We start from the raw sequence: 17065 nt of genomic DNA on the forward strand, positions 1-17065 counted from the left end.
GAAAGGCATTAATCGGGCGTAGCAGGCTACGCCCCCGCGGGTTAGCGACCGCCCATGATGGCGATATAGTCCTGAGTCCAGCGGCTGTATGGCACGAATTTGCCGCCCTGTGCCTGCGGTGTTTTCCAGAAGGCAATCTTGTCGAACTGGTTGAAGCCGTTGGTTTCACAACCTTTGTCGCCCAGTAGCGTGCTGGCCTTGCAGCCCGCCGGTGATGCCGGTACCGAACCAAACCAGGCGGCAACGTCGCCCTGCACTTTCGGCTCCAGCGACCAGTTCATCCACAGGTAAGCACAGTTCGGATGCTTGGCATCGCTGTGCAGCATGGTGGTGTCCGCCCAACCGGTAACCCCCTCTTTCGGGAACACGGTGCCAATCGGCTGGCCTTCTCCTTTCAGAGCATTGGCCTGATAGGGCCAGGCGCTGGAGGCCACCACGCCTTCGTTTTTGAAATCGCTCATCTGCACCGAAGTGTCATGCCAGTAGCGGTGGATCAAGGCATGCTGGGTGCGCAATAGCTTCAAGGCGACCTGATACTGCTCTTCATTCAGTTGGTACGGATCGCTGATGCCAAGCTGCGGTTGCGTGGCCTTCAGGAACAGCGCCGCATCGGCGATGTAAATCGGCCCGTCGTAGGCCTGCACCCGGCCCTGATTGGTCTTGCCGTCCGGCAGGTTCTGTTGCTGGAACACTACCGCCCAGCTGTCTGGCGGCGTTGGGAAGGTTTTGGTGTTGTACATCAGCAGGTTTGGCCCCCACTGATAAGGCGTGCCGTAGGTTTTGCCGTCAACGGTGTACCAGGCACCGTTCAGCAGGCGCGGATCTATGTTTTTCCAGTTGGGGATCAGCGCAGTGTTGATTGGCTGCACCCGTTTACCGAAGATCAATCGCAGCGAGGCGTCGCCGGAAGCGGTGACCAGGTCATAGCCGCCCTTGGCCATCAGGCTGACCATTTCATCGGAGGTGGCGGCGGTTTTCACATTCACCGCGCAGCTGGTTTGCTTTTCAAACTGGCTGACCCAGTCATAGTTTTTATCGGACTGGCCACGTTCGATATAGCCCGGCCAGGCGATGATATCCAGGCGCCCTTCGCCTTTACCCAGCGCCTGCGGCAAGTCTGCCGCCTGGGCCAGGCCGCAAAGCACGGTGAAACAGAGTGCGGAAACTGTGGTGGTGACTGCGGTAGTTTTTCCCATCGTAATAACCCCTGTGTTGCGTATCTATGTGCGGCAGGGAACGGCTGCCGCTGTCGTATAATTTTATTTACCCTATGAATTTCAAGTTGCAGCTAGGCGACCAGCTCACTCATCCCCAGGCGCTTACTTGAGTAAGTAACTGGGGTGACAAATCTGTCGGGAACAGATTTGAACGCGGCTAGCCGCGGCCCCGCCAGGGGTTCGGCCCACGATGGGCCGAATAACCGAGTGCAGGTAACAACGCTGCAGCTTGAAAGGCGACGGGTATGCTGCCACTAGAAGCTGGCTTTAAACTTCGCCATTACATGCCTGACTACGCTGTAGTCCTGCAGTGAATCACTGGAAAGATCTTTGCCGTAGCCGGAGCGTTTCAGACCGCCGTGTGGCATCTCACTCGCCAGGGTGAAATGGGTGTTGATCCAGGTGCTGCCGTATTGCAGATGTGCGGCGATATGCAGCGCCCGATCGATATTCTGCGTCCAGACCGACGAGGCCAGGCCGTATTCGGAATCGTTGGCCCAGTTGACCGCCTGCTCCAGATGTTCGAAGCGGGTGACGCTCACCACCGGGCCGAACACCTCGCGCTGGACGATTTCGTCGCTTTGCAGGCAGCCGGCCAGCAGCGTGGGTTGGTAATAGAAACCCGGACCGGAGTGCGCGGCGGCGCCGGTGATCAATTCAATATGCGGCTGGCTGAGCGCCCGCTCGACAAAGCTGGCCACGCGATCGCGCTGGCGGCTGCTGATCAGCGGGCCGATTTCGTTATCTTCATCGCGCTTGCGGGCAAAACGCAGGCTGGCAACCGCCTCGCCCAGCGCTTCCACCAGCTTCGGATAGATCCCCGCCTGCGCGTAGATGCGGCAGGCGGCGGTGCAGTCTTGCCCAGCGTTGTAGTAGCCGTAGGTGCGAATGCTGTTGACCACTTCATCCAGGTCGGCGTCGTCACAGACAATCACCGGGGCCTTGCCGCCCAGTTCGAGATGCGTGCGTTTAACGCTTTTCGCCGCAGCCTGCAGAATTTTTTGCCCGGTGACAATATCGCCGGTCACCGAGACCAAACGCACCTGCGGATGCCCGACCAGATGGCTACCGACCCCTTCGCCACCACCATAGATGATATTCAGCACGCCCGGCGGCAGGATGTCCTGCAGTGCAGGCACCAGCGCAAGAATGGTCAGCGGGGTGTGTTCGGAAGGTTTGAATACTACGGTGTTGCCCGCCGCCAGCGCCGGCGCGATCTTCCACGCCGCCATCATCAACGGGTAGTTCCATGGCGCAATCGAGGCCACCACACCTACGGGGTCACGGCGGATCATCGAGGTGTGCCCTTCAATATATTCACCGGCCAGTTGCCCCTGCTGGGTGCGCACCGCGCCGGCAAAGAAACGAAACACGTCGACGGCGGCCGGCAGATCGTCATTGAGCGCCTGATGCAGTGGTTTTCCGCAGTTAAGCGCCTCCAGACCAGCCAGGCGCGGGGCCTGCCGTTCGATGGCGTCGGCAATACGTAGCAGAATGGAAGCACGGTAGGCCGGTGTGGTGCGCGACCAGTGGCCGAAAGCCTGCTGCGCCGCCTTAACCGCACTGCCGACCTGCGCCGATGAGGCTTCGGTGATGGAAACCAGCGTTTCGCCATTGGCCGGATTAACGATGCACTCCTGCTGGCCTTCGCCTTCGACCGACTGACCGTTAATGAATTGCTGACAGGATAAACCTGAAAGGAGGTGCACATCTGCCATGGTGTATTGCCCCTAAGTGACCAAAACGTTAACCAAATGTGAATAAGTTAGTTTCAATCAGACTAAGCGAGCATCAGGCAGCCAACAAATTCTAAATACTGAACGCCGCGTTCGATTAAATCGAATGCTTCAGCCCGGCAGCGTGCATATTGCCATTCTCACGGGCAATGGTGAGGAAAGGCGTGACCAGTTCCGGCCGCGCACTGCCGCGTCGCCAGGCCAGGCCGATGTCGAGCGGCTCCAGCAGATCCACCAGCTTGCGGGCTTCAATCATGTTGCCCTCCAGCGACCAGGCGCGATAGGCCATGTCCGGCAGGATTGAAACACCCATGCCCGCCGCTACCAGGCTGCGCACCGCCTCCGTCGAACCGGTTTTCATGGCGATCTCCGGTTTCACTCCGGCACGCGCCCAGATGCGCCGCGCATGCACGTCCATTTCGTCGGCATTCAGCTGGATCAGCGGCAGCTTCGCCACATCCGCCAACCCGATACTTTCATGATCCAGCAACGGATGCAGCGGCGGTAACCACAGACGATAAGGCGAGTGCATCAGCACTTCGGTCTGTAACGCATCACGATCCTCAATATTCGACAGTATCAGTACGCCGATATCGATCTCCCCGCTCACCAGCAGGTGCTCAATATAAGGACGTTCGTCTTCGATCATCTGAATGGTGACATTGGGATAGGCCGATTTAAACCGCTTGAGCAGTTCGACCAAAAAGTATCCGGCCACCAGGCTGGTCACGCCAATGGTCAGCTTGCCGGTCAGGCTTTCGGTACCCAGTTGCAGGCTGCGCTTGGCGTTATCCACCGTGGCGAGGATCAGGTAAGACTGGCGCAGAAACTGATGGCCCTGATGCGTCAGGTTCATGCCCTTTGCGTGGCGATCAAACAGCCGCACGCCAATGTCGGTCTCCAGTTGCTGGATGGCCAGCGTCAGCGAGGATTGGGAAACGAACACCGCCTGGGCGGCGGCGGAGATCGATCCGGTTTCCGCTACGGCAATGAAGTGGCGAATTTGGCGTAGCGTCATCATAGGTCACAACCTCAATCAAAACAGTTGGATTGAGTGTAGATGCCGCGCGTAAAGCGATCGGGAAAACTATTAAAAACGCGACAGCCTTCGCTTTTTTAGAATGCTAACGGCAACAATGACAGAGAAGGAGGAATCAATCGGTGGGAGGAGATAACAGACTGCAGATATGACAAGGGCGCAGCATGCTGCGCCCTCAGGGGTTTCAGACCAGAAACGTCACATTAAATCGCTTCTTCGTCCTGCTCGCCGGTACGGATACGCACTACGCGTGCCACGTCGAAGACAAAGATTTTGCCATCGCCGATTTTGCCGGTTTGCGCGGTCTGCATGATGGTCTCGACGCAGGTATCGACGATATCGTCGGCCACCACGATCTCAATTTTCACCTTCGGCAGAAAATCGACCATATACTCCGCGCCACGGTACAGCTCGGTGTGGCCCTTCTGGCGGCCGAAGCCTTTCACTTCGGTGACGGTCATCCCGGTAATGCCAACCTCAGCCAGCGCTTCACGGACATCATCCAGTTTGAACGGCTTGATAATAGCGTCGATCTTTTTCATCTTGTTTCCTTTACCAATTTTTGCGGCCAAAGCCGGATGTGATTGGGTAGCGGCGGTCTTTGCCGAAATTGCGGGCGGTGATGCGCGGCCCGACGGCGGCCTGACGCCGTTTGTATTCGTTGATATCCACCAGGCGGATAACCTTGCGCACGATCGCCTCGTCGAAGCCTTCGGCCACCAGATCGGCAACCGACTTATCGCGTTCGACGTAACCTTCCAGAATTGCATCCAGAATGTCGTACGGCGGCAGGCTGTCCTGATCGAGCTGATCCGGCGCCAGCTCTGCGGACGGTGGACGATCGATAACCCGCTGCGGGATCACGTATGAGACGGTGTTACGGTATTCGGACAGCTTGAACACCAGCGTTTTCGGTACGTCTTTCAGCACGTCGAAGCCACCCGCCATATCACCATACAGCGTGGCGTAACCTACGGCCATCTCGCTTTTGTTGCCGGTGGTCAACACGATGCTGCGGCGCTTGTTGGACAGCGCCATCAACACCACGCCGCGGCAGCGTGCCTGCAGGTTTTCTTCGGTGGTGTCGCGTTCGGTACCGGCAAACATTGGCGTCAGCTGGCCCATAAAGGCGTCGAACATAGGTTCAATAGAGACGATGTCGAATTCAATGCCGAGGATTTCAGCTTCTTCTTTGGCGTCAGCGATACTGATATCCGCGGTGTAGCGGAACGGCATCATCAGCGCCTGCACTTTATCTTTGCCCAAGGCATCGACGGCAATCGCCAGCGTCAGCGCCGAATCGATACCGCCAGACAACCCCAGTACCGCGCCCTTAAAGCCGTTTTTAGTGACGTAATCGCGCACCGCCAGCACCAGGGCTTCGTACACCTGCGCCAACTGCGGCAGCTCGGCGGCCGGAGCGGTCATTGGCACCACCTCCAGCTCATTGAGCTCAAGCAGGGTCACCTGCTCGGCAAATGCGGTCAGGCGATGGGTCATATTGCCGGCCGCATCGAACACCTTCGAACAACCGTCGAAAATCAGTTCATCCTGCCCGCCAATCTGGTTCAGATACACCAGCGGCAGATGGGTACGTTGGCAATGGCCGGCCATTAACGTCTTGCGGATATACGGTTTTTCGCGGTTGTACGGCGAGGCGTTGATCGACAAAATCATTTCGGCACCGGCCGCCTTGGCGGCATCGACCGGCCCTGGGAACCACAAATCTTCGCAAATCAGCAGGCCCAATTGATAGCCTTTCAGCTCAACCACGCAGGTTTCACTACCGGCCTGGAAGTAGCGTTTCTCATCGAAAACGCCGTAGTTCGGCAACTGCTGCTTGAAGTAACGCGCCAGCAACTGCCCTTCAGAAAACAGCGACAGCGCATTATACAGCTTGTCGCCTTCACGCCACGGATGGCCAACCAGAATGGCGACCTCGGCAGATGCCTGCTGCAGACGCTGCAGCTGCGCGTCACAGCGCTGGTAAAAATCGTTGCGGTACAGCAGGTCTTCCGGCGGATAGCCGGAGAGCGCCAACTCGGTGAACATGACCAGATCGGCTCCCGCCTTCTGCTGCTCTTGCACGGTTTGCAACATGCGTTCGGTGTTGCCTTCAATGTCACCGACCAGCAGATTCAGCTGGGCCAGTGCGATGGAAAGTGATCTGCTCATTGTTTAGGATCCCGCTTAATACGTTCCATGGTGCTCTGTGTTGGGCCACGCCACAAACAAGAGAACGGAGTGTAAATCATTCCGCCGCGTTTGTTGAGAACCTGCGTGCGCAGGCTGCGGCGGAAAAAATCATTCTTTAAAATCGTTGGCGTCCAGTTCATGACGCGACAGCAATTTATAAAACTCGGTACGGTTGCGGCCTGCCATGCGCGCGGCCTGGGTCACGTTACCCTTGGTGATCTGCAACAGCTTGCGCAGATAGTGCAATTCAAACTGATTGCGGGCCTCGACAAAGGTCGGCAAGGCGGTATTTTCCCCTTCCAACGCCTGCTCAACCAGCGCTTCGCTGATCACCGGCGCAGAGGTCAGGGCCACACACTGCTCGATGACGTTCACCAGTTGGCGCACGTTGCCCGGCCAGGTGGCGGTCATCAAGCGTTTCATAGCGTCCGTTGAGAAGCTGCGAACGAAGGGTTTATGGCGCTTGGCCGATTCGCGCAGCAGATGATTGGCCAGCAGCGGGATATCCTCGGCACGCTCATTCAACGCCGGGATCTTCAGGTTCACCACGTTCAGCCGGTAGTACAAATCCTCGCGGAATTCGTTTTTCGCCATCGCCTTTTGCAGATCGCGGTGAGTGGCGGAAATGATGCGAACGTCAATGTCCAGATCGCGGTTGCTGCCCAGCGGGCGCACCTTGCGCTCCTGCAATACGCGCAACAGCTTAACCTGCAGCGAAAGCGGCATATCGCCGATCTCGTCGAGGAACAGCGTGCCGCCGGCTGCCGCCTGGAACAGCCCTTCGCGGCTGCTGACCGCGCCGGTAAAGGCCCCTTTGGCATGGCCAAACAGCTCGGACTCCAGCAGTTGCTCCGGCAACGCACCGCAGTTAATGGCGATAAAGGCCTTTTTACCGCGAGGACTGGCACCGTGGATCGCCTGTGCCAGCACCTCTTTACCGGTGCCGCTGTGGCCGTTAATCAATACGCTGACGTCCGACTGCGCCACCATTTTTGCCTGCTCCAGCAGGCGCAGCATAATCGGGCTGCGGGTGACGATGTCTTCACGCCAACTGTCATCACCGGCCGGCAGTGACAGCGATAGGGCATCGTCGATGGCTTTATACAGCGCATCACGATCCACCGGTTTGGTCAGGAAGCTGAACACCCCTTGCTGGGTAGCCGCCACCGCGTCCGGGATTGAACCATGGGCGGTAAGAATGATCACCGGCATGCCAGGCTGATGCTTTTGGATTTCGGCAAACAGTGCCATGCCGTCCATTTCATCCATCCGCAGATCGCTGATCACCAGATCAATCTTCTCACGCCCTAACAGGCGCAGCGCTTCCTGGCCGCTTTCGGCGGTGGTGACATGAAAACCTTCGCTGGTCAGGCGCATCCCCAGCAGCTTAAGCAGGCTGGGATCGTCGTCAACCAATAACAAATTGGCCGGTTTGCGTGCGGTCATTGCGCGTGAGACTCCTTGTTAGCGGGGGGCGGCGCGTAGGTATCTTCCGGCTCCACCGGCAAAGCGGTACCCTTCTCAGGTTCAGCATCCGATTCTGCTGCCTTGGCGGGCGCAACTTTCTTGCCCGTGGCGTCAGTTTTTTGCTGCGTTCCGCTGTTGTCCGGGATGTCACTCTGCATCTGCTTGCGCGAAGAGAGCTGGCGTTCGATATCGGTCAGGTTTTCCAGCTTGCGCGAGGTATCCTGCAGCTGCGCCTGTAAACGTATCTGGCTCTGACGCAGCGTATCTATCTGGCTGTCGGAGCTTTCCTGCAGGTGCTGATAGCGCGCCTTTTCATCAAACAGGGTGATCTGCAGTACCTGCTGTTGACGCCACAGCTGCAACAGCGGGCGCAGTGAGCTTGGGAACTCCATGCGGTAACTGTTCAGACGGTCGATCATCTGGCGACGTTCGCCCGAGGTCGGCTCGGCACTGGCCAACAGGATACTTTGCTTGAAAATACCGTCCCAGCTGTTGCCAGGCAGGGTTTTCGCCAGCGCACGCGCCTGGGTTGAACCGATACGATCGGCACAGTCCATGGCTCGCAGCCAGTAAAGTGAGTTATTCAACGCGTCTTTTTCGTCGAGCGGCCACAGGCTGTCGCAGGCTGCGATGCGATAATCCACCACTTTGGTGTCCGGGATCGCTTCCTGCTGCGGCTGATTCAGGCCACCGCTAACCGCACGATCGACGCAACCCGCCAACAGAAACGGCATAAAAAGAACGCTGCCTAAAAAGGAAAATCGACGCTTGCCGAGCGGCGTGCCCTGTGTGGCACGCGGTGAACGTTCGGTCTGCGAGAGACGAAGGCGTTTAGACCATGTGTACATTATTATTCATTCTCGGCGGTTAATGGCAATTCAATACGGAAGCAGACGTCGGTGCCGGCGACTTCAACCAACTGCAGTTCGCCACGCATGCGGCGGATACAATCCTGCGCAATGCTCAGCCCCAGACCGCTTCCTTTTACCGCCCCTTTTCGCTGGTGACTACCCTGGAAAAAAGGCTCAAAAATCATGGTTCTCTCGGCTTCGGGGATCGGCGTGCCGCTGTTGGCGACATCAATCTGCACCCGTTGCCCAACCTGACGGCTGCGGATCCAAATGTTACCGGATTCCTTGCCGTAGTGCACCGCATTGGAGTAGAGATTATCCAGCACGCGCATTAATAGCGTAGGCTCTGCCCAGCATATTTCCGCATCCAATTGGATCTCGGTGCGGATCAATTTTGCCCGGGCCGGCAAACTGTGTGCCGCCACCACCATTTCGACCATCTCTTTCAGCTCGACATTCTCATGCTCTGCCGGGCCATCGGCCAGTTTGCGGTTGTAATCCAGCAGTTGTTCAATCAGTTGCTGCAGGTGACGGCTGCTGCCGTCGAGAATGGTTACCACCTCTTTCTGATCGGAGGTCAGCGGACCGGCCACTTCGTCCGCCAGCAATTCGGTACCCTCGCGCATGCTGGCCAACGGCGTCTTCAACTCGTGCGAAATATGGCGCAGGAACTCATGGCGCTGCGACTCCAGCCACGCCAGGCGTTCACTCAGCCAAATAATGCGCTGAGCCAGAGAACGCAGTTCACGCGGCCCTTTGAAAGAGTCGGTACTGCCCAACGCCCGACCTTCCCCCAGGCGGTTGATCATTCGCTCTACCGCTTTTACCGGACCGATAATCATCCGGGTGAATAACACCACCAGCATTACGCTGACCAGAAACAGCATCAATGCCTGCCAGCCGAAGAACTGACCGCGCTCGGCAATCGCCTGCTGTAACTGCTGGCCGCGAGAGAACACCACGGCACGCGTGGCCTGCACCATTTCGGCATTGGAACGCGAGAATGACTCCAGCAACATCGAAGCCTGTGCGTCCGGGCCGCTGCTTTGGCATTTAATCGCCGCAAGCTGGGTCAGCAGATCGCGCAAGGTTTGATAATAGCGTTCATCCGGCAGGATCGGCGCGTGGGCATCGAGCATCTGTGAATACTGTTTGCGCTGGTTTTGGTACAACCGCGCCAGAGTGGGATCGACCAGTACGCAATACTGGCGGTAACTGCGTTCCATTTCCAGCGCCACGCTGGTCATTGCCTCACTGCGTCGCGCATCCACCAGCGTGGTGCGGTTGATGTCTGCCGCCTGCGCGCTGAGGTGATCCAGGCTCTGGTAAGCCTGATAGGCCAGCACCAGCAGTGGCAGCAGCACCAGCAGGAACGCCATCAGCACCAGTTGGCGCAGCGATCGGGGAAATAAACGCCATCTTTTCAATGAAATCATCTCACTGTCTCTAGTTGCTCCGATGCTAACCGAGTCGCCGATGAGAGGAAAGCCCGGCGTTCAGCGGAGCGTCAGGAAAATACAGGTCAGCGAGCCATAAGTAGGAGTTTGTGTTTGAAACTATCGATAACGGATGAAGATAGAGGTAGGCATAACGTTGAGGTTTGACGCTGGGGCAGAGCTGCCCCATCGCAAGAATGTGTGGATGCCCTTGAATCTCGTCCCCAGGGTGATGTAGCACATGGCTGGCATCGAACAGGACGAATAGCATCCGTACGTATCCGGGATTGATGAACACTCATCACAGTTGGATACAGGCGGTGCCTCACTCCACGTGTCGCCCGATGCTTGATAAAGCGCTTGCGCGTCTGTTATCGGTTTGGTTGGACGATAGGCACCATTTCTTTGGCATCATTCGGAGGCTTATGAGGCAACAATTCCGTCTAAATACGGGGCCGTCATAAATAGTTGAATGAGCAACTGGGCAGAATAATGCACTTAGCGTGCCAACTTTTCAAGTTATTTTTAACTAATTGATATTTATTAATAAAATATTTATTCACTGTCAAAATACACAAATTAACCGCGTATCCGGCGAAGAAAAAAACGTCACCCTGTCGCCAAAAACCGACAACTTAAGCCAATTAATTTTACACCATTATAAATCAATGAGTTAAGTGTCTCTTTTTAGAGACAGTTAAAATAGCCCCTGTCGCAAAATGCCGACAACTGCCAGCGAGCAAAAAAATAAAAAGGGGCGCAATCTCTTGCGCCCCTCAGGCTACCGCTAAATGCTCGCTTAACCCAGTTGCTTACGGGCGTTGCGGAACATACGCATCCACGGGCTGTCTTCGCCCCACTCTTCCGGATGCCACGAGTTGCTGACGGTGCGGAATACCCGCTCCGGATGCGGCATCATCACCGTCGCGCGGCCATTGCTGCTGGTCACTGCGGTGATCCCGTTCGGTGAACCGTTCGGGTTGGCTGGGTAGGTTTCCGTAACCTGACCGGCATTATCGACAAAGCGCAACGCCACCAGGTTATGGTGCTCCAGAGCCGCCAGATGTGCAGCATCGCGCACCTCGACGTACCCTTCACCGTGCGAGACGGCGATCGGCATGCGTGAACCCGCCATACCCTGCATGAACAGCGACGGGCTGGCCGCCACTTCCACCAGGCTGAAACGCGCTTCAAAACGGTCTGACAAATTGCGTACGAAACGCGGCCAATGTTCAGCCCCTGGGATCAGGTCGCGCAGGTTCGACATCATCTGGCAACCGTTACACACGCCCAACGCCAGGGTCTGCGGACGGTGGAAGAAGGATTCGAACTCGTCACGGACGCGATCGTTGAACAGAATCGACTTCGCCCAGCCTTCACCGGCGCCCAGTACGTCACCGTACGAGAAGCCGCCGCAGGCCACCAGCGTATGGAAGTCCTGCAGGTCGCGACGGCCTTCCAGCAAATCGCTCATATGCACGTCTACCGCATCAAAACCGGCGCGATGGAATGCTGCCGCCATCTCAACGTGAGAGTTAACCCCCTGCTCACGCAGTACCGCCACTTTAGGACGTGCGCCCTTGGCGATGTACGGCGCAGCAATGTCTTCTTCCGGAGCAAAGCTCAGTTTGACGTTCAGACCAGGATCGCGCTCATCCTGCTTGGCCTGGTGTTCCTGATCGGCACATTCCGGGTTATCACGCAGGCGTTGCATCTGCCAGGTGGTTTCCGCCCACCAGGTGCGCAGCGTGGCGCGGCTTTCGCTGTATACCGCTTTATCGCCCTGTGTGATCACAAAGCGATCGCCAGTCTGCACGCTGCCGATGTGATGAACATTGTCCGTCAGGCCGTGCTGAGCAAATACCTGCTGTACCGCTGCAAGCTGGTCAGCCGTAACCTGGATCACTGCGCCCAACTCTTCGTTGAACAGCGCAGCCAGCGCATCGTCGCCCAGCGCTTTGATATCCACCTGCACGCCGCAGTGGCCGGCAAACGCCATTTCCGCCAACGTGACCAGCAGGCCGCCGTCGGAACGGTCATGGTAAGCCAGCAGCGCGCGATCGGCCACCAACTGCTGCATGGCGTTAAAGAAGCCCGCCAACTGCTCAACGTTGCGCACGTCGGCCGGTTTGTCGCCCAGTTGACGATAAACCTGCGCCAACGCAGTGGCACCCAGCGCGTTATGGCCGTTACCCAGGTCGATCAGCAGCAGTGCGCTGTCGCCCTTATCGGTACGCAGTTGTGGCGTCACGGTGTGGCGGACATCTTCTACACGAGCAAAACCGGTGATCACCAGTGACAGCGGCGAGGTCATTTCGCGCTGTTCGTTGCCTTCCTGCCAGCGGGTTTTCATCGACATCGAGTCTTTGCCCACTGGAATAGTGATCCCCAGCGCCGGACAAAGTTCTTCGCCCACCGCTTTCACCGCTTCATACAGACCGGCGTCTTCACCCGGGTGACCGGCTGCCGCCATCCAGTTAGCGGAAAGCTTCACGCGCTTGAGCGAACCGATTTCGGTCGCGGCCAGGTTGGTCAGCGCTTCCCCGACCGCCAGGCGGCCAGAGGCAGCGAAGTCCAGCAGGGCTACCGGCGCACGTTCGCCGATCGACATCGCTTCACCGTAATAGCTGTCCAGGCTGGCGGTGGTAACCGCACAGTCGGCCACCGGGATCTGCCACGGGCCGACCATCTGATCGCGTGCCACCATACCGGTCACGGTACGGTCGCCAATGGTGATCAGGAAGGTTTTCTCTGCAACCGCCGGCAGATGCAGTACGCGGTTGACCGCATCATTCAGGGTGATCTCGTCACGCTGCAGCGGCTGGCCTTTGGCCTGCAGACGAGTCACGTCACGCGTCATCTTCGGCGTTTTGCCCAACAGCACGTCCAGCGGCATGTCGATCGGCTGGTTGTCGAAATGGCTGTCGTTCAGTGTCAGATGCTGTTCTTCGGTGGCTTCACCGATCACCGCATAAGGCGCACGCTCACGGCGGCAAATCTCATCAAACTGCGCCATCTGCGCCGGTGCAATCGCCATCACATAGCGTTCCTGCGATTCATTACACCAGACTTCCAGCGGACTCATGCCCGGCTCATCGTTCAGAATATCGCGCAGTTCGAAACGACCACCGCGGCCACCGTCGCTGACCAGTTCAGGCATGGCGTTGGACAAGCCACCGGCGCCGACATCGTGGATAAACAGAATCGGGTTTTGTTCGCCCAACTGCCAGCAGCGGTCGATCACTTCCTGGCAACGGCGTTCCATTTCCGGGTTGTCGCGCTGTACCGAAGCGAAATCCAGATCGGCATCAGACTGGCCGGAGGCCATGGATGATGCCGCGCCGCCGCCCAGGCCGATATTCATTGCCGGGCCACCGAGCACCACCAGTTTGGCACCGACGGTGATTTCAGCTTTTTGTACGTGGTCGGCACGGATGTTACCGATACCGCCCGCCAGCATGATCGGCTTGTGGTAGCCACGCAGCTCGACGCCGTTATGGCTGTTGACCTGCTCTTCATAGGTACGGAAATACCCCACCAGCGCTGGACGGCCGAATTCGTTATTGAACGCCGCACCGCCCAATGGGCCGTCGGTCATGATGTCCAGTGCCGTCACAATGCGGTCTGGCTTGCCGAAATCCTGCTCCCATGGCTGTTCAAAACCGGGAATACGCAGGTTGGAAACCGAGAAGCCCACCAGACCGGCCTTGGGTTTGGCACCGCGACCAGTCGCGCCTTCGTCACGGATCTCACCGCCGGAGCCGGTAGCCGCACCCGGCCATGGGGAGATCGCCGTTGGGTGGTTATGAGTTTCCACCTTCATCAGGATATGAGCGGCTTCCTGATGGTAGTCATACTGGCCGCTTTCCGGTGCGGCGAAGAACCGACCGACCTGCGAGCCTTCCATCACGGCCGCGTTGTCTTTATATGCCGACAACACGTAATCCGGCGTCTGTTCGAAGGTATTTTTGATCATTTTGAACAGCGACTTCGGTTGCTGTTCGCCGTCGATGATCCAATCGGCATTGAAAATTTTATGGCGGCAGTGCTCGGAGTTGGCCTGCGCGAACATGTAGAGTTCGATATCCGTCGGGTTGCGCCCCAGACCGGTAAAGGCATTCAGCAGATAGTCGATTTCGTCTTCGGCCAGTGCCAGGCCCAGCTTGAGGTTAGCCTGCTCCAGCGCGCTGCGCCCTTCCCCCAGCATATCGACCCTCTGGTAAGGTGCCGGCTGATGCTGAGCGAACAGTTGCTCCGCCTGTTGCAGACTGCTGAAGACGGTTTCCATCATGCGGTCGTGCAACAAGGTGGCAAGCTGCTGCCATTGGGCTTCGGTCAGCGCCTCTGCCTTGACGTAGAACGCCAGACCGCGCTCCAGCCGCAGCACCTGCTTCAAACCGCAGTTATGGGCAATATCGCTGGCTTTGGAAGACCACGGAGAAAGGGTACCCGGACGCGGCGTCACCAACAGCAGGCGGCCTTCAGGGGCATGTTCGGCGAGAGAGGGGCCGTACTTGAGCAGGCGCGCGAGCTTGGCGTGCTCTTCGGTATTTAACGGTGCGCTAACATCAGCAAAGTGGACGTACTCGGCGTAGATATCACTGACCGGAAGTTGAGCGTCCTGGCAGCGGGACAGCAGTTTGGTAACACGAAAAGCCGACAAAGCGGGCGAACCACGCAGTATTTCCATAATCAAAGTTCTCTCGTCTTCGAAGCAACTGACTTCAGCACTTCATTGGGCGCAACAGGGGGAAAACGCGCGCCATTATAGAGAATCTACGCCGCCGACGAAACCGTTTGCGTTGCTATTATTGATAAAAGCTCTCCGCCCCCTCGAATTGTCATAACGTGTCAATAAAGTTGCACGCTGGCGTTTTGTTGCGCAAAATGCCCCGGCACTGTTGATTTAACCATAAGAAAAGACTGGTCAGCCGTCGGCAGTGCATGTGTGCCACCACTGGATAACTATTTGAAACGCCTTAAAATAAACTACATTCTAATCGGTGTTGTTACCTTGCTTCTGGCGCTCGCCCTGTGGCCCAATATTACCTGGCGCGGCGGTCAGGGCGGGCAACTCGAAGAGATCAAATCGCGCGGAGAGTTGCGTATCAGTACGCTAAACTCGCCGTTGACCTATTTCACCACCAAGCAGGGGCCGAGTGGTCTCGACTACGAGCTGGCAAAACGCTTCGCCAACTACCTGGGCGTGAAACTGGTAGTGATCCCGCACAAGAACATTAATGACCTGTTTGACGATTTGGACGATGACGATGCCGACCTGTTGGCCGCCGGCCTGATCTACAATCAGGATCGCCTCAGCCGCGCGCGCACCGGCCCGGCTTATTATTCCGTTTCCCAACAGTTGGTTTATCGCCTGGGTACGGCGCGGCCGAAAACCTTTGCTGATATTAAAGGCAAACTGGCGGTGGCCTCCGGCTCGGCACACGTCAGCACCCTGAAACAGCTCAAGCAAAGTAAATTCCCGGATCTCAGTTGGGAAGCCTCCAGCGATCTCACCTCCAAAGAGCTGCTCGAGCAGGTGGCCGACGGCAAGCTGGATTACACCCTCGGCGATTCCGTTACCATCGCGCTGTTGCAACGCATCCACCCGCAATTGGCAGTGGCGTTCGACGTCACCGATGAAGAACCGGTCACCTGGTATCTGAAACGCGGCACCGATGACAGCCTGTATGCGGCAATGCTGGACTTCTACAGCCAGATGGTGGATGACGGCACGCTGGCGCGGCTGGAAGAGAAGTACCTCGGCCACGTAGGCAGTTTCGATTACGTCGATACCAAAACCTTCCTGTCCGCCATCGATTCGGTGCTGCCGACCTTCCGCTCACTGTTTGAAAAGTACGCCAGCGAGATCGACTGGAAACTGCTGGCGGCCATTGCCTATCAGGAATCGCACTGGAACCCGCAGGCAACCTCACCGACCGGCGTGCGTGGCCTGATGATGCTGACACGAGCCACCGCCGACGGTCTGGGGGTTAACGATCGTCTCGATCCCGAGGAAAGTATTCAGGGCGGTGCCCTCTACCTGCAAAGGCTAATGGCCAAGGTGCCCGACAGCGTGCCGGAAGATGAACGTATCTGGTTCTCACTGGCAGCCTATAACATGGGCTGGGGCCATATGCTCGATGCCCGCAAACTGACCAAAATGCAAAAAGGCAATCCGGACAGCTGGGTCGACGTCAAACAGCGTCTGCCGATGCTCAGCCAGAAACGCTACTACCCGCAATTAACCTACGGCTATGCGCGTGGGCGCGAAGCCTATAACTACGTGGAAAACATTCGCCGCTATCAGGTCAGTCTGGTGGGTTATTTGCAGGAAAAAGAGAGAAAGGCGGCACAGGAAGCGGCCGAACAGGCTGACCTGGGGAAAGGTTATCCGGCCGTTACGCCGGAACTGGCACTGAATTTCTGATTATTCCGGCTTGTTATCTACATCGGTACGCTGCGCTTGTTTCAACGCCTTTTGCTGCTCACGACGCATGCGGAAAAAGTTGCTCAGCGTAGCGGCGCACTCCTCGGCCAGCACGCCGGACAGGATCTCCACCTGATGATTCATGCCGGGGTGGCGCAAAATATCCACCAGCGACCCTGCCGCACCGGTTTTAACATCGGCCGCGCCGTACACCAACCGACGAATACGGCTGTGCACCATAGCGCCTGCACACATCACGCAGGGTTCCAGGGTCACGTACAGGGTAGCATTCAGCAGACGGTAGTTTTGTAGCACTGCCCCGCCCTGCCGTAACGCCATGATTTCCGCATGCGCCGTCGGATCGTGGCGGCCAATCGGTCGGTTCCAGCCTTCGCCTATCACCTGATTATCCAGCACCAGCAATGCCCCTACCGGCACCTCGCCCTCTTCCTGCGCACGCAGGGCCAACCGCAATGCCTGACGCATCCAGTACTCATCGTTATATTCAGTCATTGCATAATTCCTCGTGCACTTTGCGGCGGGCATTATACACAGTAGGGGCACTGCATGCTGCGCCCGTGTTAGCCGGGGCGAATATATTCGCCCCCTACAGGTGGGAGCAAAGTTGAACTCTGCAGCTTGAAATACAACGGGTATATACTGATTGAATAACGGTGTTTTTCAGGGACAGGA

At 57.4% G+C, this 17065-nt stretch carries 11 protein-coding genes; 1 reads left to right on the top strand and 10 read right to left on the bottom strand.

What is annotated here, in order from left to right; all coding sequences use genetic code 11:
• Positions 1-41: 41 nt before the first annotated feature.
• The 9 genes from ydcS to purL form a co-directional block, all read right to left on the bottom strand.
• A complete protein-coding gene (gene ydcS, locus SERS4_RS0119355) occupies positions 42-1196 on the bottom strand; it encodes a putative ABC transporter substrate-binding protein YdcS (RefSeq protein WP_017893707.1) in 1155 nt (384 codons plus the stop codon).
• A gap of 275 nt (positions 1197-1471) precedes the next feature.
• Positions 1472-2935, bottom strand: coding sequence for a gamma-aminobutyraldehyde dehydrogenase (locus SERS4_RS0119360; protein WP_012146354.1), 1464 nt, complete (start codon positions 2933-2935; stop codon positions 1472-1474).
• A gap of 115 nt (positions 2936-3050) precedes the next feature.
• On the bottom strand, positions 3051-3974 hold the full coding sequence (locus SERS4_RS0119365; RefSeq protein ID WP_012146355.1) for a LysR substrate-binding domain-containing protein: 924 nt from the start codon (positions 3972-3974) through the stop codon (positions 3051-3053).
• Positions 3975-4195: 221 nt separating this feature from the next.
• Complete coding sequence (gene glnB / locus SERS4_RS0119370) at positions 4196-4534, bottom strand: nitrogen regulatory protein P-II (RefSeq protein ID WP_004847623.1); 339 nt, start codon at positions 4532-4534, stop codon at positions 4196-4198.
• Positions 4535-4544: 10 nt separating this feature from the next.
• Positions 4545-6167: an NAD+ synthase gene (locus SERS4_RS0119375; protein WP_012146356.1), complete on the bottom strand. Its 1623-nt coding sequence runs from the start codon at positions 6165-6167 to the stop codon at positions 4545-4547.
• 129 nt (positions 6168-6296) lie between these two features.
• The gene (gene glrR, locus SERS4_RS0119380; protein WP_012146357.1) at positions 6297-7634 is read right to left on the bottom strand and encodes a two-component system response regulator GlrR; all 1338 of its coding nucleotides are present in this window, start codon (positions 7632-7634) and stop codon (positions 6297-6299) included.
• Entirely contained in the window at positions 7631-8503 is an 873-nt protein-coding gene (gene qseG / locus SERS4_RS25835) for a two-component system QseEF-associated lipoprotein QseG (RefSeq protein ID WP_012146358.1), read from the bottom strand. Before qseG ends, glrR begins: the two co-directional genes overlap by 4 nt.
• 2 nt (positions 8504-8505) lie before the next feature.
• Complete coding sequence (locus SERS4_RS0119390; protein WP_017893709.1) at positions 8506-9942, bottom strand: HAMP domain-containing sensor histidine kinase; 1437 nt, start codon at positions 9940-9942, stop codon at positions 8506-8508.
• Positions 9943-10741: 799 nt separating this feature from the next.
• The gene (gene purL, locus SERS4_RS0119400) at positions 10742-14632 is read right to left on the bottom strand and encodes a phosphoribosylformylglycinamidine synthase (RefSeq protein ID WP_017893710.1); all 3891 of its coding nucleotides are present in this window, start codon (positions 14630-14632) and stop codon (positions 10742-10744) included.
• Between the two features lie 279 nt (positions 14633-14911).
• Between purL and mltF the strand changes: the two genes are divergently transcribed.
• On the top strand, positions 14912-16372 hold the full coding sequence (mltF, locus tag SERS4_RS0119405) for a membrane-bound lytic murein transglycosylase MltF (RefSeq protein WP_026142494.1): 1461 nt from the start codon (positions 14912-14914) through the stop codon (positions 16370-16372).
• Here mltF and tadA read toward each other — a convergent pair whose 3' ends face one another.
• Positions 16373-16885: a tRNA adenosine(34) deaminase TadA gene (gene tadA / locus SERS4_RS0119410; RefSeq protein ID WP_012146362.1), complete on the bottom strand. Its 513-nt coding sequence runs from the start codon at positions 16883-16885 to the stop codon at positions 16373-16375. It abuts the gene before it with no gap.
• Positions 16886-17065: the final 180 nt, after the last annotated feature.

Source organism: Serratia sp. S4 (genome assembly GCF_000347995.1).
Taxonomy (GTDB): domain Bacteria; phylum Pseudomonadota; class Gammaproteobacteria; order Enterobacterales; family Enterobacteriaceae; genus Serratia; species Serratia quinivorans.